Source organism: Enterococcus sp. AZ011 (assembly GCF_050548355.1).
In the GTDB taxonomy this organism is placed as follows: domain Bacteria; phylum Bacillota; class Bacilli; order Lactobacillales; family Enterococcaceae; genus Enterococcus; species Enterococcus faecalis.
The window spans coordinates 249,865-272,347 of sequence record NZ_CP172959.1 but is presented as its reverse complement, the minus strand read 5'-3'; the positions used below and the strand labels follow the sequence as shown (position 1 = coordinate 272,347).

Here is a 22,483-nt window from a genome sequence, read left to right as displayed (position 1 = left end):
ATCCTCCTATCTATTCCTTACAATGCTATTGTATCGAAACGAGAAAGTGTTTTCATCGGACATAATTCTAAAAAAATGGTATAATTTTTATCCATAAGAGGAAAAAAGGAGAAAACGATGAAATTAAGAGAGTTATTATCGATAGGTGACTTAAAAAAAGGTAAAATTTTGACGAAAGAGATTGGTTTAGACAATGAAGTTGACTCGGCAATGGTCTTAGAAGCGATTGACATTGAGAACTGGAGTAGAAAGAATCAGTTAATTTTGACTTCTTTCTACGCATTGCATGATTTACCAGAAAAAGAGTTGGAAAATTTTTTCGTAAAGATGCGCCGAATTGGCATCAGCGGCTTAATTTTGAAAACAGATCGATTCATTAAAATGATTCCAGAGTGGTTTATCGAATTATGTTTCAATTATGAAATTCCTTTAATTAAAATCACACAAGACATTAGCTATGAAAAAATTCTATTTACGATTTACGAGCCTTTGTTGAATTATCAGTCGCATGTCTTACGTACGTATTACGATGTGCGCCAACGTTTCACCAAATTAGAGCGCCACTACCCAACGGTTGAGACGATTATGCAAGAATTTTATGACATCATTAAATTACCCTTCGCTTTAAAAATGTTGGATAAACATCTGGAAATTAGCGATGGCGACTTGCCCCATGATGCGATTGTGCTCTCAAGAGAAAAACTAAAAAACAGTGAGTTCACTAAAAATGATTATTCTCTTTTAACACTTTATTCTCATGCCAACCCCAAAAAACAGTTGGCACTAGAAGTTTCTATTTTCAATAGTTATTCCACTAATTGTTTACTTCTGGTTTATTTACAAGATGAAAAGGTTAAAGAAACGGATTTAGTGATTATCGAAAATGCGATTGATGTCTTACAAGAAAAATTCAATACCGAAAATTTGTTAAAAAAAGAACGGTATACTCGTTTGAACAACTTAGCGGATGCTATTTTACAAAATACACCGCAAAATCCTGACGAGCTAAACAGTTTGCTTCGTGAAGTGCAAATGCAAGAGCTAGATTCTTACCAAGCGATTGCTTTTTCTACCAAAGACACCAATACACAACTCATGAAAGAACGAATTATTGCCTTACTTCGTACCCTGCGTGTGAAATCCATCTTCTTCGATCAGCTAAATTATTCGGCGGTCCTTTTTAACTTCAATGAAAGTGATGGAAAAATTACAAAGCTGCAATTAAGTCGTTTATTAGCTGAACTTTTAGAAGAAAACGACACGCTTACCGTTGCCGTCAGCAGTTTAAAATCACGAGAAGGGATTAAAGAGCTACTGATTGAATGCCTGGACATTCTGCGCTTTAATGAAACTTTTTATAACGGACCAATTGTCACCTTAGCCGATATTGGGGTATTTAAAAATTTTATCCGCGAAGACCAATTGGAAAATTTAGACGAATTAATTCCTCGCGCACTTTATCAATTAGCCGAAAACAACTACGATTTATTTGAAACTTTGTACAGTTTTTTCCAAAATAACCGCAACTATAAACAGACCTCTGAAGCGATGTTCCTCCATTCAAAAACGATTCGTTATCGTTTAAACAAAGTGGAACAACTTCTTGATATTGACTTAGCCAATCCCTTGCAATTGTTAAATTATGAAATTGCCACATACATTATAAAGATGAGGAGACGTGCACTTGAAAAACAATCAAACACTCGCTAATGGCGCAACAGTTACTATCTACCCCACTACGACTGAACCAACGAACTATGTCGTCTATTTACACGGTGGCGGGATGATTTATGGAACCAAAAGTGATTTACCAGAAGAACTGAAGGAGCTGTTTACAAGCAATGGCTATACCGTTTTAGCACTGGACTATTTGTTGGCTCCAAATACAAAAATCGATCACATCTTAAGGACGCTAACGGAAACCTTCCAATTGTTAAACGAAGAGATTATTCAAAACCAGTCCTTTGGTTTGTGCGGGCGTTCCGCTGGCGGTTATTTAATGTTACAGTTAACCAAACAATTACAAACACTAAATTTGACGCCACAATTTTTAGTCAATTTTTACGGCTATACAGATTTAGAATTTATTAAAGAGCCACGGAAATTATTAAAGCAAGCCATTTCCGCTAAAGAAATAGCTGCTATCGACCAAACGAAGCCTGTTTGGGATGATCCTTTTCTTTCTCGCTATCTGCTGTATCATTACAGTATTCAGCAAGCGCTATTGCCGCACTTTTACGGATTACCAGAAAACGGGGACTGGTCTGCTTACGCACTGTCAGACGAAACATTAAAAACTTTTCCACCTTGTTTCAGTACAGCTAGCAGCTCAGACGAAGAAGTGCCGTTCCGCTATAGCAAAAAAATCGGACGGACCATTCCTGAGAGTACCTTTAAAGCGGTTTACTATTTAGAACATGATTTTTTAAAACAAACCAAAGATCCTTCGGTCATCACTTTATTTGAGCAATTGGATAGCTGGTTGAAGGAACGATAAGCAATCAAGAAATTTTATTAAAGTATTAGACTTGTGATAGAAACTTTTTTATGATCCATGATATACTGTATATACAATATATACGAAAGGTGGGTTACTAGTGGAAATCAAAGAAAGAAAACTTAGAAAAGTTGGGAATTCTGTTGTTATGACATTGTCAAAAGAGTTTCTAGAAAGCATTGGTGCGACTGCGACAGACACCGTTTATGTAGACGAAGAAAAATTAAAAGATATTATTGTTAAAAAAAATATGTCAGAACATCAAAAAAAATTACAACAAATGATGGAGAACTCAAAACAAAAACATAATGAGCTGTACAAAGAATTGGTTACTAAATGAAAAGTATTTATTATTTATCAGCGGATGATCTATTTCAAATGAATACTTTCTTGATCCAAACGTATTCTCCCGCAGAACAAATTGGCATCAAAGATCGTAATGCATTAGAAATGGCTAGCAACCAACCAGCACAATTCGTCTTTGACGTTGACCTGTACCCAACAATTGAAGAAAAAGCAGCTATTTTAATGATTAACATTGCAACAAAGCATTGTTTTTACAATGCAAATAAACGGACAGCTGTAATGGCAACCGACTTATTTTTACAATTAAACGGTTATGATTTCCAATTAGATACGCAAGAAGGCGTTGATTTATTGGTTTTTATTGCTACTTATAGATCAGATTTTGATCAGTTGAAAAACGATGTATCAAAAGTAATCAGAGCTAAATTAAATCATACTTCTTCTCACTAATTTCATCAATGAAATATAAGATGGATGTCGTTTTCAATTGTAAAATTAAGCGTCTAATCCAAATAAATTTAATAACAAAAAAAGAAGCGAGAAATCTCGCTTCTTTTTGTTATTTTTGATAAAGTGTGGTTCCTTTTACCACACTGATTTCCACCGGTGTCTGACGAGCGACAAAAGCCGCCGCACATTCTGCTTCAGTGAGTAAGTAAGTTGCTTCAGCACCAACTTGCGGCCAATTTACTTGCCCTTGTTCGTCTAAAGTTGTGACACCATCTGTCACTAAGCCTAATAATTGGGTTAAAGCATCTTGATCTTTCACGTTAAAAAGTTCACCTAAACGAGCCAATTTTTCTTGTAATGAACCATCACCATAGGGAGACCAGCAATCGTAGATATTGTCACAACCAAGATGGACATTGACTCCATGACGTAACAATTCCATAATTGGCGGAATCGTATTAGGTGTGATTGGCACGCTGGAATTAATATGAATTTTTTCTGCTGCTAAAGCATCATAAACTTCGGCACGTTCTTCACCAATGAAATCATTTAACCCGAAGGCATGGCTGATAAATACTTTGTCTTGTAGGCCATATTCTTTCGTTAAACGGATAATTTCTTTAATCGTTGTTGTCCCAGCTTCGTGACGGTCATGTAAATGAATATCCACACCGACACCATGTTTATCTGCTAAGCGGAATGTTTCAGCCAATGATTTTTTGTAATCACCATCTAGTGAATAAGGATCCACGCCACCAATAAAATCGGCGCCTTTTGCCAATGCTTGATCAACTAATTCAACGGAATCTGAACGCAGTAAGCCGTGCTGTGGAAAGACGACAATTTCTACCGCAAATGGTTTCGTTTGGGCCAACGCTTGGACTTCATCAAAATAACGTAAGTCTGTCATCGGTTCCACGTCGACATGTGTTCTGAAGGCTGTCGCGCCATGTGGTAATTCTAAGTCAATTAAATGGTTGGCGCGTTCTGTTAAAGAAAGTTCTAAACTATCTAAATAAGGGATTTCTGCTTCGACACGTTCCACAATTGACTTCGCTGGCGTCACCGGATACCACGGAACACCTAGTTTACTTTTATCAAAGTGACAATGTTTTTCAATCAAACCTGGTAAAATCAATTGATGGTGACCATCAATAATTGTCAACCCAGGTTCTTCTACCAATTCTTCATTGGGGATGATTTTCGTAAATACTCCATCTGTTATTTCAATTGCCACTTCTTTGGTTACTGTCCCAGATAACCAGTCACCTTCTTTTTGATACCCTGTTTCAATTCGAACATTTTTTAACCAATAATTCATGCTTTCCTTCACTCCTACCTGTATTTATTCCTTCCCGAAAGGACACAATACTTAGTTGTACTGTGCTAAAATTTTACTAATTTCCGTATAACCTTTTTGATTGGCATAGTCCATTGCTGTTCGACCAGAATTGTCTTTAATGGATTGATCCGCACCATTTTCCATTAACAATTTTACAATATCTTGGTAAAGTTGGTTCCCTTCACGTAACCCCACTGCCTCAATCAATGCTGTATAGCCAAAGTCATTTTGGAAATCTATGTCTTCTCGTCCATCTTCTAACAAGAGCTTCACATTGTCAATATGTCCTTTTTCAGCTGCCGGAATTAACGCATTGCCACCGTAACGGTTATGCTTATTTAAATCTGGGGTCGCATGTTTTAACATATACGCTAAAATCTCCGTACGTCCTTGCGCTCCCGCATAAAGATAGGGACTATCACTAATGCTGTTTTGCAGATTAATATCGGCACCCCGATCAATCAACGCTTTTGCAATCTCAATGTCATTATTGTGAACAGCGATATTGAGCGGTGTGTTGCCTTCTGTGTCGACTTCATCCACTTGATAAGTAGTATCTTGTAAAATTTCCTTGACCTTCTTCGTATCTCGTTGATTGGCTGCTTCTAAAAGCGCACCCACTTCATAGGTCTTCATCGGTTCTTTCACTTCCTCTTTTGATGTTGTTTGAGCTACCGAACGGGTTGTACTGGTGCTTTCAGTTTTTGCACTACTTTGAGTAGTCACCGTTTGACTATTTTTTGACGCTGCGGAAGGTGTTTCTCCTCCTTGACACGCAGCAAGTAATGGAATGGTCACGACACTTAATAGCCCCATTAAAATTTTTTTGTTCATTGTGCTCAACTTCCTTTCCTCGAGAGAAATATGAGATTTTTCTCCAGTGGTTCTAATCTAACGAATCTTTTTTTATTTGTCGATTAAAACGCTTTCTCTGTTTTTCTATTTTAAAAAGAGAGAAACCAAAAGAAGTCGAAACTTTTTTTGGTTTCCATTCGTATGTTTTGTTCTTAAAAGGTAAATTCAGGATTAAAAGTTCCTTGGTATGGTTCATGTTCCACATAGACTTGGATATCGTTTCCTTCGTTATCTTTACCCATTCGTGTGTACGTAAAACGATTATCATTCAATTCTGTTAACTCTAAGACAGCGCCATAGCGATTGGTTCCAATGGAAACATGGGCACGGAATTTATTTTGATTTCCTACTTTAAAGTAGCCATAGTCGCCACGAGTTTCACCAGTTTGTAAATTGAAAAATTCATATTTGCTGCTATCTTGGTCAAATTTCGCTAAGCTGATAAAGTTTTGGTTGGCCGAAGTTACGTCATTGCCATCTTTATCCACTACTTTTGTGCCATTCCAAAGAAGTTGCGGTGTCCCATCAAAGGAAGTTTTACCAATAATTTCATCCCCTTGTCGATTTACATCAATCTGGCCTGTTTGTTCTGTCATGGCACGGCGTCCATTCGTGAATTCTAGTGTTCTGGGACGATTATTGGGGTATGGCTGCGGACGACCATAAACTGGTCCTGAGGTTGCTTTGTTTTCTACGAAAACTTCAATATCATTTCCGTTTTTATCTTTCCCCATCTGTCTATACGTAAAAGTATCTTGGTATAAAGTTCTAAGTGGGTATACACCTTGATAATTTTTGGTTTCAGAAATAATTACAAGACGGGAAACATCTGTAATACCAGCGGTCATAAAGAAGGTTCCTTCATCTCCTGTTGATTCTCCAGTCTCTTTATCAAAAAATTCATAGAAACTAGTGGTTGCATCAAATTTGATTGCATGTAATAGGTTTTGATTTTCATCTGTTAAGTCATTCCCATTTCGATCATAAACGCGTGTTCCAGCCCAATCTTTTTCTGATAATCCTTCATCTTGTCTAATACCAACTGAACGTAAATACTCAGGTAAATCCCCTAAATTATTGGGATTGTCTACGCTTTGAGGAACGTATGCTTCTGCCGTCAAAGCCCCTCCTGCTCCACCAACTAATAACGCACTTAAAGCCAACAACGTAATTGTACCAACGATTTTTTTCTTCATAAACGACTACTCCCTTTCCTTTTGATAATTTAAGGATAGCAAGTAGTTATTAACTCCACCTGTCCATAATATGAACAAATTATTAAATAATAATCATTATAATTATCTTAATAATAATATTTAATTATAACTAATAACAATTTATTTATAGAGGAAGAGAAAACAAAAGAACGTTGGGGGACGTTCTTTTGTTAAATAAGAGAGAAGACAAGAGACTTTTAGAAAGTAAAGGCTGGATGATATGTGCCTTGGTAAGGTTCATGTTCCACGAACACTTGAATATCATTACCAGCATTATCTTTACCCATTCGAGTATACGTAAATCGATCATTGTTTAGTTCCGTTAATTCTAGCGCCGCGCCGTAACGATTCGTACCAATAGATACATGGGCCCGAATCTTGTTATTGTCCACCACTTGGAAGTACCCAAAGTCGCCGCGGGTTTCACCTGTTTGTAAATTGAAAAATTCATATTTACTTGTGTTTGGATCAAATTTCGCTAAACTAATGAAATTTTGATTGGCCGCTGTCACATCATTACCGTTTTTATCTACGACTTTTGTGCCATTCCACAAGGTTGTTCCTAAAATTTTATCCCCTGATTTATTTGTCACAATTTTGCCAGTTTGATTGGTTAATGCTTCACGTCCATTTGTAAAAGCTAATTTTTTCCCATGATAAGGGATGTGTTCCACGTAAACTTCAACATCATTCCCCAGTTTATCTTTCCCTAAACGCTTGTAAGTAAATTTGTCTTTACTCACTTCGGTTAAATCCACTACGGCTTGATAATTTTGTGTCCGCGAAATTAAAATTCGTTTTGTGCCATCACCTGTCACAAAAAATGTTCCTTCGTCACCACGGGTTTCCCCAGTATTTTTGTCGAAAAACTCGTAAAAACCGGTTTCACCATCATATTTTGCTAAACCAATAAAATTAGCATTTTCTGCTGTTAAATTATTATTATTTTTGTCGTAAACTTTTGTGCCTTGCCAATCAGTACTGGATAAAATTTCTGTTAATTCTTGTCCTTTTGATTGCTCTTTAGCTGCTTCTGCTGAACTAGAGACTGCAGTGCTTGAGCTAGCTGCACTTGATTTATCTGTTGCAGAGTTGGCTCCGCCAGCACAGCCTGCAATCAACAACGTACTAAAGGTTAATAAGGTAAGCGCACTAAAAACTTTTTTCTTTTTCATGGTTGGTAATCCCCTTTTTTCTTTTTGATATATTTAGAATAGCAAAGCCTTATAAACTCCTACTTGCCGAAAAATGAACAAATTATAAACAAATGAAAAAAAGTTAATAACAATGCTAGCTTTTTTTTGTTCACTTGTAATACACTATAAGTAAGAAATAGATTAAAACCACTAGGAGGGACGCTTTTGACCATTAAACGCCGCTTTTTTATTTCTTATATTAGTGCCATCATTATTACTTTAGCCTCTGTTTTAGCTGTTTTATCCTTAGCTTCTTACATCACATTAGGAACTGTCCCCAGTTTGCCCCAAGCTTACCGAATGATGAATAAGCAACGACCATTGACCGCTAACGAAGAAGAAAGTTATTTGGCCTTAGATCAACTGCTAAAAAAATCACCGAAATTACTAGATACACCTTTGAGTAAAGAATTAAAGGAAACGATTCAAACAATTGAAGCAAAAGGATTAAGTGTGATTATTCGAAAGAATGCACGGTTTCCTTATTATTCGGATAATTTAGTAGAAAAATCTTTGTCTGTACATATTCCAAACTACGAAATGAATAATATTATGCCAACTGGCACACTGGATAATGCAGGGCGTCTATATCATTATGTCAAATCCGATTTTCATTATTTAGATGGTTCTAACGGGAGCTTTATTGTCTTGAAACGCGAAAGCAGCCTTTTTGAATTCTTCACACGCTGGATTATCTGGATGATTTTGTTAATTATCCTTGTAGCAATTGCGGCAGCTTGGCTCATTAATAAGCGCTTAACCAAAACCACTATCGAGCCATTAGAAGCATTAGAAAAAGCGACTAAAACATTGGGTAAGGATGCCCAAAAAGAAAATCCATTTACGCCAACTAGCCACCAAACCGTCTCAACAGAAGTCAAACAGCTCCAACTTAGTTTTGAACAAATGTGGCAAGATTTAGAAGAAGCCAATGCGGAACGCGAAAAATATGAAGCTAATCGGAAAGAATTAATTGCAAATATTTCTCATGACTTAAAAACACCAATTACTTCTATTATTGGTTACGTTGAAGGTTTGATGGATGGCGTTGCCAATACTGAAGAAAAAAAACAGCGCTATTTAACGGTCATTCATGAAAAAAGTTTAGGCCTCAATGATTTAATTGAAGAATTATTTTTGTATTCTAAATTAGACCTAGACCGTGCTGTCTTTACAATGGAAAAGACCAATTTCACTCGTTTTATTGCACATATTCTTGAAGAATACCGTTTGGAACAAGAACTCGTAATCACTTCTGTACTTCCCACCGAAGCTTTATACGTTCAAATGGATCCCACGCAGATGAATCGCGTGATTACCAATCTAATTCAAAATAGCATTAAATTTGCGGATCCCACTAAAGAACAACTAGCCTTTACGATTTCTTTAACGCATAATCAAACAGACTTAGTTTTAACCATTACAGATAACGGCATTGGTATCGATAAAAAAGAATTACCTTATTTATTCGAACGCTTCTATCGTGTAGACAAATCTCGAACCCCAACAGTTAAAGGAAGCGGCTTGGGATTAAGTATTGTCAAACAAATTATTGACTATCATCAGGGAACAATCACTGTCACAAGTAAAAAAGGAGACGGCACCAACGTGATAATTACGCTGCCGTTGTTGGAGGATGAAAAATGAAACCACATGTATTAATTATTGAAGATGATCCAAGCATTGCTGATTTGCAAAAAGATTATTTAGAAATTAACGATATGACTGTCACAATTGAACATGATGGAAAAAAAGGATTGGAAGCAGCTTTAAATGAGCCCTTTGATTTAATTATTTTAGATGTGATGCTGCCAACTATGGATGGTTTTGAAATCTGTCGTGCAATTCGAAAAAAAAAGCAAACGCCGATCATGATTGTTTCGGCTAAAAAAGAAGATATTGATAAAATTCGTGGGCTTGGCTTAGGTGCGGATGATTATATAATCAAGCCGTTTAGTCCCAATGAATTAGTCGCTCGAGCAAAAGCCCATATGAACCGTTATCAATTGTTAAGCAAAGCAGAACAACCACCACAATTACTAAAAATCAATGAAATCGCTGTCGACACTGCCGCCCACAAAGTGTTTGTTTTAGAAAATGAAGTTATTTTTACAAGCAAAGAATACAAATTGCTGGTTTTCTTGATGGAACATCCTAACCGTGTGTGGAATAAAGAAGAACTTTTTGAAAGTGTCTGGGGGTTTGATGCCTTAGATACTGAGGTTTCGACTGTCGTTGTTCACATTAAACGGATTCGGGAAAAATTAAAAAAAGCCAATCTTTCTAACTCTCCAATTGAAACACTCTGGGGAAGTGGCTACCGCTTCAATCGATAAAGAGAGCAAAAATAAGTCGGAGCCTATTTCTAGGCTCCGACTTATTTTTTTATTAATTTACACGAGAAAATTTTTGATAAAGTTGGTTGAAAACAATCATAAACTGTTCAATTTCTGCCATTGTATTGCTTTCATCTAAACTAATGCGCACAGCGGAAGTCGCTAATTCCCCTGGCACATGCATGGCATACAAGGTGCTGCTAGCCATTTTTTTTCGGCTAGAACAAGCACTCGTGGTCGAAATATAAATCTGTTTTTCTTCCAATGCATGGACCAGCACTTCGCCACGAATCCCTTTCAAAGCAAAACATAAAATGTGTGGCGCAAAATGTTCATTATCTTGTGAAAAAACAGTCACATTTTGAAATTCTTCTAGCGCCTTTAATAAATAACTCCGTAATGTCGCCACATGTTGCGGCCGTTGTTGTTCGTTCTCTAAATGCAAACGCAACGCTTTGGCCATTGCCACAATTGCTGGTACGTTTTCTGTCCCACTGCGTTGGTTGTTTTCTTGCCCGCCTCCTGTTAAAAGCGGCGCTAAACGTTTTCCTTGTTTCCAATACATAAAACCAATGCCTCGTGGTCCATGAAATTTATGTGCAGAAAACGTTGCAAAATCCACCCGATCCGTTAACCACTCTGAGTAATTAACTTTCCCAATTGCTTGAACCGCGTCTACATGAAAATGAATTTTAGGAAACTCTGCTAAAACCTCGCTGATTTCTTTAATTGGTTGAATCGTTCCCACTTCATTGTTCACTGCCATAACAGAAACCAAAATCGTTTCTTTTCTAATTAATTTCTGTAGTTCCTCGACTTTCACACGACCTTCTTTATCCACTGGCGCATAAGAAAGTTCAAAACCTAGTTCGACTAATTGTTCCGCTGTTTCTGTAACTGCTGGATGTTCCACTGCAGAAATAATAATATGATTACCAAATTCTCGTTTTTCGATTGCCGTTCCTTTTAAAACCCAATTATCTCCTTCAGTTCCGCCACTTGTAAAATAGATTTCATTTGCTGAAACATTGATTAGCTCTGCAATCTGCTTCCGTGCTTGTTGTAAGAGCCGATTTGCTTGGCTGCCTAAGTCATGTAGGCTAGACGGATTGCCAATAATCCGCTGACTGGTTTTTACATATGTATCTAAAGCCTGGGGGTAAATCGGTGTAGTTGCACTATTATCAAAATAAATCATTTGTCACCCTTCTTTTTTAAAATTCTTTCCCATTATATACTTTCTAAAGTATCACTTCAAGTCACCCCCACGCCATAAAAAACAGAGGCTTGTCTGTCGACAAACCTCTGTTTAGTGATTGTTTAATTAAATTGCTGTTAAATTAGGGTTATTGATATTTTTAAAATAAAAATCTTCGATTCGTTTGAACGCCCCTGGCTCAACAGCTTCCAATGCCGTTCCAATTTCATCTAATGCATCTTGATAACGGAATTCTGTCGAGAATAAATACATGCTTTTATCTAAAGCCGTTCGGATGTTCTCGTGAGTATGACGATAACGGTTTGCATATTGCATCATTTGTTCTGTCAGAGCTGCTGCATTGACTAAATCTTTTGTTTTCTTATCTAATAACTCTAAATCATCTTCGCATAAGTCACACAAACGATTGATTTCATCCATGTTAATGCGCATTTTATTTAAGGCTCGGCTTAAATCTTCAATTCGATCCGTTGCCACATAGAAAAATTCTAAGTAATCAGCAGACAAACCTGGTAATCGTTGCTTTTCAACATACCGTTTGATACTCCGTAAACGGAATTCGTATTCGTCGACTTTTTCTTGGGCGACTTTTTCGCCTTTTCTTAGTTCTTTCAATGAAGCATCGATTTCTAATTGTTGATTTTCAATATCATCTAAAATCTTATAGCATTCTTTATAGAACGCTTGAATTTCAGAATAAGGAACGGTATGTTCTTTCATTCGAGGTTCCAAGTCTTTTTGACGGCGAATAATTTCTTCAATTTCCGTTTGGAAGCCACGACTACGTCCTAGCTCGTTGTTGTTTAAGGTATAGCTTTGTGATACATGGTCCAATTCAATCATTAATTGACGGTTATTTTTTAAGGAATGAGAAATATAATCATCAATAATTTTTTGATTGGTCACGACATATTTCTTCGCTTCAATTTCACGTTCCATCACTTCATATAATGCATCAATCGCCGTTGCTGTGTCGCGGTTCGCAACCTCTACTGCGGCAATCTCTGTTTTTTCTAAATCAGCCATTGAATTCTCGACACGTTTTTTCGCATGTTGAATTTCTTCAGCAAAGTTTTGTTCAGGGAACACATAATCGTCAGCTAATAATTGGTTGTAGCCTTCTTCGATTTCTTTTAATTGATCTGGGAAAGTTTCATTTAATTCTTCATACATTGGTGGAATCCGTTTCATTAAGTCTTCCAATTCATACGTATGACGTTCCGCATCTTCTAGGACTTCTCGAGCCTCGATTGGGTCCCCCGATGTATTTAGTGTGACAAATTGTGTGAATTCAATTTCGACGTTTCTTAATTGTTTTTGGATTTCGGAGTAAGCTGGACCAAAGCTAGCTTTATCATCTTTTAGTGATTTACTTAATTCTTCATAGACATCCAAAGCTTTTTGAACTTCTAATGAATTTCGCTCTTCACTTTCACGTAATTCTTTCAAGCCATTACGAATGACTTCCACTTCGGCTTCCATTTCGGTCATCGTTTCATTCGCTTCCACGACTGCTTTCTTCGCTTTCATGAAACGGAAAATTTCATTTTGATTTTCGACTTCATAAATTTGACTCTCTAGTTCGGCGAAAGAACGCGTCGATAGTTCTACCCAACGTTGATTCCATTCACGGAAACTATTTTGACTCTGTCCAACTAGATGCATTTTTTTAATGTCATCGATTTCTTCAAAGACTGGCAAGTCAAACAGGGCTTCTTTACGAACTTCTAATTCATCTAATTGTTCTTGATTTTTTTTGCGCATAAAATAACCAATTAAGTATAGCACCGCAGCAATAATAACGATTACTAGTACTAAAATGATAATCCAATTATTCTTCATTTTGGCTCCTCCGATAATTTTTCTATAATAAAAGAAAGGTTGTTTGTTCTCTTCACACGGTTATCTATTGTTCCTGACCCTTGAAAAAGGGCATTCTTGCAGAAATACCTATAGAAAATTATAGCACAAACTGTATATTCATTCACTAGTTATAACAAACTTTTTTAAGAAAACCCGCGATCTTCTTACGAAGGGGTTGATTCACTGCTTTCATCGATCCGATTTTCACTAATTTTTTTACAAATATCACTTAGTTGTGTTAAGAAGGCATCCGCTTGACTTTGATCCATCCCAAAGTGTTCATCGCGCATAGCCCAAACTTCTAGCCCAGCTTCTTTGGCAGAGGCAATGCCTTTTTCTGAATCTTCAATGGCTATACATTCCTGTGGCGCAACAGCTAATTCTTGTAACGTGTGCAGATAAATATCCGGCGCCGGTTTACTTTCTTCGAAATCTTCCCCACTCACGACCGCATCAAAATAACTACTTAATTGCCCCACTGTCAAAACCTCTTCAATTGCGTCTTTTGTGGAAGAAGAAGCTAATCCGATTTTATAGCCTTGTCTTTTTAAAAATTGTAAAACACGTTTCGCATTTTCATCAAGCACAGCTAAATAATCTATCGGATGCGCTTTTTTATAGGCTATGTATTGTTCATTTAAAAAAGCAATATCTAGCTCTTTTTTGTTGACTTGTTCAATCTTTTGCCATAATGAACGCATATCCGCACCGACTAATTCTGGCAAGGTTAGGCCCTCAATGGTCAAATCAAATTCCGCTAAAAATGCTTTACGTCGCTCATAATAATAAGCTTCGCTATCTACTAGGACACCGTCCATATCAAAAATAATGGCAGTTTTGGATTCTGTCATACTATTTAACTCCTTCGTTACGACTCATATCTTTACAGTTTAACAAAATTTTAAGGAAAAATGAAGAACAAATATTTTCATGATTTCCTAACTTTCTGAAAATAAGTGGTTGCTTTTCTAAATGTTTTTCGGTATCCTTTTACTAATCTACAAATGAGAAAATAATTAAAAACAGGAGTGATAAACGTGAACGTAGTTAAATTCGGCGGTAGCTCGCTAGCATCAGCACCACAGTTACAGAAAGTCTTACAAATCGTCAAGGAAGAGCCGCGCCGAACGTTTGTCGTTGTATCCGCTCCTGGAAAGCGAACCCCGCAAGATATTAAAGTGACTGATTTATTGATTCAATACTATCAGCGCTACTTAAATAATGAGGAAATTGAATCGACAATCTCTGCCATCATTCGTCGTTATGAAGATCTTTTTGATGAATTACACTTGGATAAAGCAGTTTTAGCTGATATTGCTATTTCGATTCGCCAATTAGCCACTTTACCAAAAGAAAACAATGCTTTTTTATTTGACTATTTTTTAGCTAGCGGCGAGGACAATAATGCCAAAGTTGTTGCCAGTTTTTTCAAGCAAAATGGCTTAGATGCTCGCTACATTAGTCCAAAAGAATTAGGTCTCCTAGTGACACCTGAGCCAGGCAATGCCCGCATTTTACCAAAAGCTTTAGAGAAAATTAGTGTCTATCGTGAGACTCAACAAATCTTGGTTATTCCAGGTTTCTTTGGTTATACAGAAGCCGGCGAAATTTGTACTTTTTCTCGTGGCGGTTCCGATATCACAGGGTCCATTGTTGCCGCAGGTGTTCAAGCAGATTTGTATGAAAACTTTACCGATGTGGACGGAATTTATGTCGCCCATCCTGGAATTATTGAACAGCCTCAAACGATTCAAGAATTGACCTACAGAGAAATGCGGGAGTTAGCTTATGCAGGCTTTGCCGTCCTCCACGACGAAGCCTTAATGCCTGCCTATCGCGCAAATATTCCAGTCGTTATCAAAAATACCAACAACCCACATCATCCTGGCACCCTAATTACCACCTCTCGCAAAGTGAAGCATGCTCCTGTTGTAGGAATTGCTAGTGATCAAGGGTTCGCAAGTATTTACATTAGTAAGTATTTAATGAATAGAGAATTAGGTTTTGGGCGACGGCTCTTAGAAGTACTAGAAAAATTAGCCTTGAGCTATGAGCATATGCCCTCAGGAATTGATGACATCACGATTGTTTTAAGAGAAGACCAGTTAACAACTGAAATTGAAAATCGACTGATGGCTCAACTCCAAGAAGTTTTAGCGCCTGATGAGTTACGCATCACGCATCATCTTTCTATGATTATGATTGTCGGGGAAGGCATGCGCCAACGAATTGGGGTTACTGCTGAAAGTACAATGGCGTTAGCCAAAGAAAAAATCAACTTAGAAATGATTAACCAAGGATCTTCGGAAGTAAGTATTATGTTTGGTATCAAAAAAGAACAAGAGGAAAAAGCCATCAAAGCCTTATATCGGACGTTCTTCCATGATTAATGAAAAAGACGAATGAGTTTTCTCATTCGTCTTTTTCATTGGTTTCAGTAATTTTCAATTGGCGTTGAATTTCCGCTTTAATTTTAGCTTCTGGCGCAAAATCTTGTTCCCAATTTTCAGGTTTCAATACTTTATTTGTTTCTGGATCATAATGTGGCTGCCCATCTGGAAATAATTTCCCCATATTGGCTTGATGAACGATTTCAATAATTTTTGTTGGATTGACGCCCATTAAGCAAAACGAACCATAAGTAAAATACAATAAATCAACTAGTGCATCCACTTCCTCCACTAAAGGATCAGATACTGGTTTGCCTTTCGCCAAGACTTTCTGCTCTGCTTTATCGACAGATTTTTTTAATCCGTTGACCAATTGTTGAAAAAGCACTTGGTCATTATCAGCAGCACTATATAAAAATTCTACAAGTTCTTCGACTTTAAACTCTGCTCGTCGACTGGCTAGCTCTGGCGAAAAAGCAGTTGGTTGCTCTGGTTGTTGTGGATTAAAAACCTCGTGGAATGCACAAGCCATTTCATAAGGGGATTGCTTTTCAGACATTCAGCTACCTTCTTTCTCAAAATAAATCTAATTGTTTTGGATTCAAATCATCGTAACTCAAATTCAAGACTTTTTGCATCTGTAGAGCGTTTTCTGCGGCATCGCCGCCAGAATTATTATTAAAAATTACGCCCACTTCTTTAGCTTCTTGCGACATTTTTAAAACAGCTTCGCTTAAATCAGCGATTTCCTGCGTATTATAATGATAAAGGGTTCTTTTTTTTCGCCACTCTGCATCATTGGCTAACCAGCCAGCCGCATTACGTCCGTGAAACCGGAAGAGCACGAGATTAGGATTCGTTACATAAGGATAAAAGGGCACTGGATTCGTAGGAATCTGCGGTTCATCTACAATCACAAGTGAAAATTGATTTTCTTTCATAAATTGCAACATTTGTTTTACAAAGTTTGGTTGATACCATGAATTATTTCGTAATTCAATGGCGATGGGTAGGTCTTTAAACCAGTGACGAATTTTTTGCAAGTAAGCGACATTTTCTTTCGTACAACCAAATGTTCCTGAAAATTGTACCAGAAAGGCAAATAATTTTTTACTTTCAATTAATGGGGCCATACTTTCTAAAAAGGCGGTAATCATTTCTTCTTCACTTGCATAATAGGTCTGCCACTCACCTTGACAACTGATTCCACTATAAACTTTCATGACAAAGCGAAAGTTTTCGGGAACTGCTTTGACCCATTCAGCTACCCGTTCTTTGGGAGGAATCCCGTAATACGCCGTGTCCATTTCAACTAGCGGTAAATGACTGGCATATTCATAAAGCGTGGCCCGTTTTTTTCCAGTTAAATAGTCGTGTTCACTAAAAGATGTTAATCCTAAGCGAATCATGTCCTTCCTCCTCTGCGTAACTTTTTATTTTCTAAACCGTCATCTTAACTTAATTGGTCCAATCGATATTCGCTTCACAATAGGTTTGACCATCAATCCGAATCTCATGGCGCGTTTTCAACTGATTTTCTTGTTCGACAATTTCGTAATGACTTTCGACTTCTTGGCCATATTCTACTTCTTTGTCAAATTTCACAAGAATTTTTTTCGGTTGATGCGTTGTTAAAAAGTCATAACCTAACACATCCAATAACCAATTAAAGTAAATCGCATTATTAACATGTTGATTGCCATCAATATCAAAAAAACGCACACGATAAGGTAAAAAGTTCCCCTCTGTGACCTTTTCAATTTTTTCATGGCGATAAATTTTAGTGATTTTTTCAGAATCAAAAGGTGCAATAATTTCTGGTAACACACTACTGATTTTCCGATTTTTTTGATCCATTAAGACAAAGGTTGATTTCACAAAGACACATTCATTGCCTTCTTCATCATGAACCCAAAAGTTACGATAACAAAAATATTTGTTATAACTCATAGCTTGCGTTGTAATTGCTACTTTTTCACCAACTTTTGGTAAGCGGTGAATCTCTATTTCATAATTGGTGATGACCCAGCCTAGACCAAATTGAGCGACATAAGCCGCATCTCTTCCTAGTAATTCTGTTTGTTCTTCTGATACTTTAATGACAACCGCTAACAAAGCCGGTATCTTCATTGCACCAGTAAAATCGCCGTCATAGTAGGCAACTTCATAAGAGGATGTATGTTTTTTTCCCACGAAATAATCTCCTTTTTCCAATGGCTACTTTCGTGTCATTGTTTCTTCTTAAAAGTATACCACGTGATTTCTTCAATTGCGATTCCGAATGAAAAATTAACAAAACTTTGAAAAACACTATTATTTATATTATTTAAAAACATTCTTAATATTACTTAAAAAATATTGTTTTATTTTTAAAAATAACATTTCTTATTATTTGTATCCGAAAGATTATTATGTTATATTCCTATCTGTAAACGTATACAAAATAATTTTTTAGGAGGTTTTTTTCGTGAAAAAGAGTTTATTAACAATCGTCCTGGCTTTTAGTTTTGTTTTAGGTGGCGCTGCATTGGCCCCTACTGTTTCGGAGGCTCATGGTTACGTAGCAAGTCCTGGAAGTCGTGCTTTCTTTGGTAGTTCTGCTGGTGGTAACTTAAATACAAATGTTGGTCGTGCACAATGGGAACCTCAAAGTATCGAAGCGCCCAAAAATACGTTTATTACTGGTAAATTAGCCAGTGCAGGTGTCTCAGGTTTTGAACCTTTGGATGAACAAACAGCTACTCGTTGGCACAAAACAAACATTACAACAGGTCCCCTTGACATCACTTGGAACTTAACTGCCCAACATAGAACTGCTTCTTGGGATTACTATATTACTAAAAATGGCTGGAATCCCAATCAACCATTAGACATTAAAAACTTCGACAAAATTGCTTCAATCGACGGCAAACAAGAAGTTCCTAATAAAGTTGTTAAACAAACAATTAATATTCCGACAGACCGCAAAGGTTATCATGTCATTTACGCTGTCTGGGGCATTGGTGATACGGTGAACGCCTTTTACCAAGCGATTGATGTGAACATTCAGTAAAAATACTCACATCTTAAACTAAATTAAAGGAGTTCTCAAAAAATGAAGCTAAAAAAAATAATTCCTGCTTTTCTCCTTCTTTCAACCGTTGCAGTTGGCTTGTGGTTAACGCCTACTCAAGCTTCTGCAGATGCTGCGGATACGATGGTAGATATCTCTGGCAAAAAAGTGTTGGTTGGATATTGGCATAACTGGGCCTCAAAAGGACGCGATGGTTACAAACAAGGAACATCAGCATCACTAAACCTTTCAGAAGTAAATCAAGCCTACAATGTCGTACCGGTTTCCTTCATGAAAAGCGATGGCACGACACGGATTCCTACGTTCAAGCCTTATAACCAAACGGACACTGCCTTCCGACAAGAAGTCGCACAATTAAATAGTCAAGGTCGCGCAGTTTTATTGGCACTTGGTGGAGCAGATGCACATATTCAATTAGTCAAAGGCGATGAACAAGCCTTTGCGAATGAAATCATTCGTCAAGTGGAAACATACGGCTTTGATGGTTTAGACATCGACTTAGAGCAATTGGCGATTACTGCTGGCGACAACCAAACCGTCATCCCTGCTACGTTGAAAATAGTCAAAGACCATTATCGAGCACAAGGAAAAAATTTCATCATTACGATGGCACCAGAATTCCCTTATTTAAAACCTGGTGCCGCTTATGAAACATACATTACTTCCCTAAATGGTTATTATGATTACATTGCCCCACAATTATATAACCAAGGCGGCGACGGTGTCTGGGTTGATGAAATTATGACTTGGGTTGCTCAAAGCAACGATGCTCTAAAATACGAGTTCCTCTATTATATGTCTGATTCATTAATCCATGGCACGCGCGGCTATCTACAGATACCAAACGATAAATTAGTCCTTGGTTTACCAGCAAATCGGGATGCTGCTGGTAGCGGCTATGTCGTTGAGGCTACCCCTGTAGCCAAAACTTTTGATCAGTTAGCAAAAGACGGTAATCCTATCCGTGGCTTAATGACTTGGTCTGCAAATTGGGACGTTGGTCAAGATGTCAACGGCAAGTCCTACAACAATGAATTTGCGACACGTTATAGTAACCTTGTAAAATAAAAGCTATTTTGAGACAGAACACCGCACTTGGTTCTGTCTCTTTTTAAATTTTACTCACCTGTCTTTCAATAATCCAAACAATGTTCTCTCGCCTTCTAATCAATTAATTTTAAACCAATCACAGAAACAATGATTAAAAAAATAAAAAATATCCGTCGTAGGTCTTTTGATTCACCTAAGAGCATTCCTAAAATAGCGCCTCCTGCTGTACCAATTCCTGTCCAAACCGCATAAGAAACGCCCATCGGTAATTGTCTCATCCCTAAATATAAGAATAAGAAACTACCACTAAACGCTAGAATTAAAATTAACAATGAACGTAAGTCTTTTTTTGTTGTAAATAGTTTAATTGAACCTACGCCAAAAATTTCAAAACAGCCTGCAATAACTAAGTATAACCAACTCATCTTGTTTCCTCCTCTTTATTTCCAGTTACCATTTTTAAGCCAATTACACCTATTAATAACAGCAACAGAAAAAGAACTTTTCCTATGCCCAATGGTGTGTGGAATAAAAAATGATCTGTCACAATAGTTCCAGCACTACCTAAGCCAACAAATACAGCATAGGCTGTACCGACTGGCAATTCTTCTCCTGCTTTAATCAGCGCATAGAAACTGATAAAGATTGCGATTACTGTCCCTAAAATCTCCCACCATGTTGTGCTATGCTTCATGCCAATGACCCAAATCACTTCACAAAAAGCGCCAAAAATAACTTTTAACCAAGCTTTACTCATCTTGTTTCCCTTCCCTTCCAAACAAAAAAAGTGCCAACAAACAGTTCAGCTATGGCCTAAGAACTGTTCATTAACACTTTAGTCGCAAGCATCCGGCGATGTTTACGAAAGTTTATGTATTAAAATATCTCAGGCTATTATATTCTTATTTTTTTAAAAAATCAACTAAAAAATAATAGTTCGAATTCGAGACATTTCTTTTGCATTTTTAGGACTAATCATTTAAACTTACTTTTAGTAAGTTAATTAATCAAAAAATTATTTTTCTTTTAGGAGGATTTTTATTATGAATACACAAATTTTAGGTTTACACCACGTCACTGCCATGACTTCAAGTGCCGAAAAAATTTATCACTTTTTCACCGATATTTTAGGTCTACGTTTAATTAAGAAGACTGTCAACCAAGACGATATTGAAACATATCATTTATTTTTTGCTGATGATGCCGGCTCTCCCGGAACAGATATGACTTTCTTTGACTTCCCAGGCTTACCTAAAGGAACCAAAGGAACCAATACAATTTCTCGTACTTCCTTCCGTGTAAAAGATGATGCTGCTTTGGATTACTGGGTATCACGCTTTAATGAATATGCAATTGATCATGGAGAAATTCAAGAACGTTTTGGTAAAAAGTATTTAGAATTTGAAGACTTTGACAATCAACGTTACCAACTTATTTCTGATGAAAAGAACCAAGGTGTTGCAGCCGGCACGCCTTGGAAAAAATCTAACGTCCCTAGTGAACATGCTTTAATCGGCTTAGGACCAGCCTTTGTAACTGTCGAAAATTACGAACATCTGCAACTAGTTTTAACTGAAGTTTTAGGGTTCAAATTGATTGATGCTGAAGGTAGTTTTCATTTATTTGAAGTTGGCGAAGGTGGGAATGGTGCCAGCATCATCGTAGAGCATCGGGAAGATTTGCCAGCGGCTCAAGAAGGCTACGGCAATGTCCATCACTTAGCCTTGCGCGTTGCCGATGAGGAAGCACTACGTTTCTGGATTGAAAAAATTAATCGTTTGGAATTTCCTAATTCTGGCTTTGTGGAACGTTTTTACTTTAAATCTGAATATTTCTTGGCAGCAACACATGTTTTATTTGAACTGGCAACCGATGGTCCTGGATTTTTAGAGGATGAAACCTATGAACACGCTGGCGAAAAATTATCATTACCGCCATTTTTAGAACCAAAACGGGCAGGGATTGAAGAATTTGTGCGTCCTTTCGATACTTCAGATGCGAATGTTCAAAGAAATTAGTATTTTTTCTAGGAGGCTCCTATGATTCATTACAATAGTAACGAGTTATCTGCAAAAACAGCGTATAAATTTTTATCAGGAAGTATTATTCCTCGGCCAATCGCTTGGGTTACAACACAAGATACAGCTACAGGTGTCGTCAACGCTGCTCCCTTTAGTTTCTTTAATGCGGCGGCAGCTGAAATTCCTTTAGCAACGTTGTCCATTTTACGACCAGACGAAGAGCCTAAAGATACGGCACGAAACATCTTGGCTACTAAAGAACTTGTCATCCATTTCGTTAACGAAGACGTTCTTACTCAAATGAATCAGACTTCGGCGTCTTTAGCAGCAGAGATCAGTGAAATTGACACATTTGGTATTGAAACCATTGCCAGCCAGACTGTTGCTGTTCCAGCAATCAAAGCCGCGCCGATTCGGATGGAAGCTCGCTTACATCAATATGTACCTATTGCTAACCATGAAGGTCAAATTATTACGGATTTATTCATTGTAGAAATTACCGATTTCTATTTTGATTCAGCCGTTTTCGATGAAGAACATCAGTACATTTTACCTGAAAAACTCCAACCGATTGCTCGTTTAGCAGGCAATGATTATACAACATTGGGCGAAATCCGTGAAGTTCGCCGCCCAACGTAAAAAGAAGGCCCCCGCCCTGACGGCGGGGG

Annotated in this window: 23 protein-coding genes; 11 read left to right on the top strand and 12 right to left on the bottom strand. The window is 37.3% G+C overall.

Features of this window, described 5'->3' with window-relative positions:
- The first annotated feature begins 117 nt into the window (after positions 1-117).
- The 4 genes from IGL36_RS01420 to IGL36_RS01405 all read left to right on the top strand — a co-directional run bounded on the left by IGL36_RS01420 (position 118) and on the right by IGL36_RS01405 (position 3,253).
- A complete protein-coding gene (locus IGL36_RS01420) occupies positions 118-1,710 on the top strand; it encodes a PucR family transcriptional regulator (protein ID WP_002355248.1) in 1,593 nt (530 codons plus the stop codon).
- Positions 1,685-2,497: an alpha/beta hydrolase gene (locus tag IGL36_RS01415; protein WP_002387662.1), complete on the top strand. Its 813-nt coding sequence runs from the start codon at positions 1,685-1,687 to the stop codon at positions 2,495-2,497. Before IGL36_RS01420 ends, IGL36_RS01415 begins: the two co-directional genes overlap by 26 nt.
- Before the next feature lie 100 nt (positions 2,498-2,597).
- Positions 2,598-2,837 carry an AbrB/MazE/SpoVT family DNA-binding domain-containing protein gene (locus IGL36_RS01410; RefSeq protein ID WP_002358371.1) on the top strand — a complete coding sequence of 80 codons (240 nt, stop codon included), beginning with the start codon at positions 2,598-2,600 and terminating at the stop codon, positions 2,835-2,837.
- Positions 2,834-3,253, top strand: coding sequence for a type II toxin-antitoxin system death-on-curing family toxin (locus IGL36_RS01405; protein WP_002355245.1), 420 nt, complete (start codon positions 2,834-2,836; stop codon positions 3,251-3,253). Before IGL36_RS01410 ends, IGL36_RS01405 begins: the two co-directional genes overlap by 4 nt.
- A 109-nt stretch (positions 3,254-3,362) precedes the next feature.
- On the opposite strand, the gene IGL36_RS01400 is transcribed toward IGL36_RS01405, so the two are convergent.
- The 4 genes from IGL36_RS01400 to IGL36_RS01385 form a co-directional block, all read right to left on the bottom strand.
- A complete protein-coding gene (locus IGL36_RS01400) occupies positions 3,363-4,574 on the bottom strand; it encodes an amidohydrolase family protein (RefSeq protein WP_002405271.1) in 1,212 nt (403 codons plus the stop codon).
- Positions 4,575-4,625: 51 nt separating this feature from the next.
- On the bottom strand, positions 4,626-5,429 hold the full coding sequence (locus IGL36_RS01395; protein WP_002379049.1) for an ankyrin repeat domain-containing protein: 804 nt from the start codon (positions 5,427-5,429) through the stop codon (positions 4,626-4,628).
- Between the two features lie 173 nt (positions 5,430-5,602).
- On the bottom strand, positions 5,603-6,646 hold the full coding sequence (locus IGL36_RS01390) for a DUF4822 domain-containing protein (RefSeq protein WP_002387660.1): 1,044 nt from the start codon (positions 6,644-6,646) through the stop codon (positions 5,603-5,605).
- 218 nt (positions 6,647-6,864) lie between these two features.
- Positions 6,865-7,842, bottom strand: coding sequence for a DUF4822 domain-containing protein (locus tag IGL36_RS01385; RefSeq protein ID WP_002397557.1), 978 nt, complete (start codon positions 7,840-7,842; stop codon positions 6,865-6,867).
- 324 nt (positions 7,843-8,166) lie between these two features.
- Here IGL36_RS01385 and IGL36_RS01380 point away from each other — a divergent pair, with 324 nt between their 5' ends.
- Together IGL36_RS01380 and IGL36_RS01375 are read left to right on the top strand one after the other, a co-directional pair.
- The gene (locus IGL36_RS01380; protein WP_002385380.1) at positions 8,167-9,510 is read left to right on the top strand and encodes a sensor histidine kinase; all 1,344 of its coding nucleotides are present in this window, start codon (positions 8,167-8,169) and stop codon (positions 9,508-9,510) included.
- Positions 9,507-10,199 (top strand): response regulator transcription factor, encoded by a 693-nt coding sequence (locus IGL36_RS01375; protein WP_159154322.1) that lies wholly within the window; start codon positions 9,507-9,509, stop codon positions 10,197-10,199. The genes IGL36_RS01380 and IGL36_RS01375 overlap by 4 nt, the downstream gene beginning before the upstream one ends.
- 52 nt (positions 10,200-10,251) lie before the next feature.
- Here IGL36_RS01375 and IGL36_RS01370 read toward each other — a convergent pair whose 3' ends face one another.
- The 3 genes from IGL36_RS01370 to IGL36_RS01360 form a co-directional block, all read right to left on the bottom strand.
- Complete coding sequence (locus tag IGL36_RS01370) at positions 10,252-11,397, bottom strand: cysteine desulfurase family protein (protein ID WP_002358363.1); 1,146 nt, start codon at positions 11,395-11,397, stop codon at positions 10,252-10,254.
- A 126-nt stretch (positions 11,398-11,523) separates the two neighbouring features.
- Positions 11,524-13,260 carry a septation ring formation regulator EzrA gene (gene ezrA / locus IGL36_RS01365; protein ID WP_002375789.1) on the bottom strand — a complete coding sequence of 579 codons (1,737 nt, stop codon included), beginning with the start codon at positions 13,258-13,260 and terminating at the stop codon, positions 11,524-11,526.
- A 185-nt stretch (positions 13,261-13,445) separates the two neighbouring features.
- Complete coding sequence (locus IGL36_RS01360) at positions 13,446-14,132, bottom strand: HAD family hydrolase (protein WP_002355232.1); 687 nt, start codon at positions 14,130-14,132, stop codon at positions 13,446-13,448.
- A 186-nt stretch (positions 14,133-14,318) separates the two neighbouring features.
- Here IGL36_RS01360 and IGL36_RS01355 point away from each other — a divergent pair, with 186 nt between their 5' ends.
- Complete coding sequence (locus IGL36_RS01355) at positions 14,319-15,671, top strand: aspartate kinase (RefSeq protein WP_002391510.1); 1,353 nt, start codon at positions 14,319-14,321, stop codon at positions 15,669-15,671.
- A 22-nt stretch (positions 15,672-15,693) separates the two neighbouring features.
- On the opposite strand, the gene IGL36_RS01350 is transcribed toward IGL36_RS01355, so the two are convergent.
- Genes IGL36_RS01350 through IGL36_RS01340 form a run of 3 tightly spaced genes read right to left on the bottom strand, consistent with a single transcriptional unit; the run spans position 15,694 to position 17,864 of the window.
- Positions 15,694-16,230: a haloacid dehalogenase gene (locus IGL36_RS01350; protein WP_002355230.1), complete on the bottom strand. Its 537-nt coding sequence runs from the start codon at positions 16,228-16,230 to the stop codon at positions 15,694-15,696.
- A 16-nt stretch (positions 16,231-16,246) separates the two neighbouring features.
- Positions 16,247-17,080, bottom strand: coding sequence for a DUF72 domain-containing protein (locus tag IGL36_RS01345; protein WP_002358361.1), 834 nt, complete (start codon positions 17,078-17,080; stop codon positions 16,247-16,249).
- Between the two features lie 49 nt (positions 17,081-17,129).
- Entirely contained in the window at positions 17,130-17,864 is a 735-nt protein-coding gene (locus IGL36_RS01340; protein ID WP_002355227.1) for an acyl-ACP thioesterase domain-containing protein, read from the bottom strand.
- A gap of 274 nt (positions 17,865-18,138) precedes the next feature.
- On the opposite strand from IGL36_RS01340, the gene IGL36_RS01335 reads away from it, so the two are divergent.
- Both IGL36_RS01335 and IGL36_RS01330 read left to right on the top strand, forming a co-directional pair.
- Complete coding sequence (locus IGL36_RS01335; protein ID WP_002355225.1) at positions 18,139-18,723, top strand: lytic polysaccharide monooxygenase; 585 nt, start codon at positions 18,139-18,141, stop codon at positions 18,721-18,723.
- Between the two features lie 42 nt (positions 18,724-18,765).
- A complete protein-coding gene (locus IGL36_RS01330; RefSeq protein WP_002355224.1) occupies positions 18,766-19,812 on the top strand; it encodes a chitinase in 1,047 nt (348 codons plus the stop codon).
- Between the two features lie 95 nt (positions 19,813-19,907).
- Here IGL36_RS01330 and IGL36_RS01325 read toward each other — a convergent pair whose 3' ends face one another.
- Positions 19,908-20,219: a DMT family transporter gene (locus tag IGL36_RS01325; protein WP_078122391.1), complete on the bottom strand. Its 312-nt coding sequence runs from the start codon at positions 20,217-20,219 to the stop codon at positions 19,908-19,910.
- A complete protein-coding gene (locus IGL36_RS01320) occupies positions 20,216-20,572 on the bottom strand; it encodes a DMT family transporter (RefSeq protein ID WP_002397559.1) in 357 nt (118 codons plus the stop codon). Before IGL36_RS01320 ends, IGL36_RS01325 begins: the two co-directional genes overlap by 4 nt.
- Positions 20,573-20,837: 265 nt before the next feature.
- On the opposite strand from IGL36_RS01320, the gene IGL36_RS01315 reads away from it, so the two are divergent.
- Entirely contained in the window at positions 20,838-21,812 is a 975-nt protein-coding gene (locus IGL36_RS01315; RefSeq protein WP_002355221.1) for a ring-cleaving dioxygenase, read from the top strand.
- Between the two features lie 21 nt (positions 21,813-21,833).
- Positions 21,834-22,454 carry a flavin reductase family protein gene (locus IGL36_RS01310; protein WP_002379044.1) on the top strand — a complete coding sequence of 207 codons (621 nt, stop codon included), beginning with the start codon at positions 21,834-21,836 and terminating at the stop codon, positions 22,452-22,454.
- Positions 22,455-22,483: the final 29 nt, after the last annotated feature.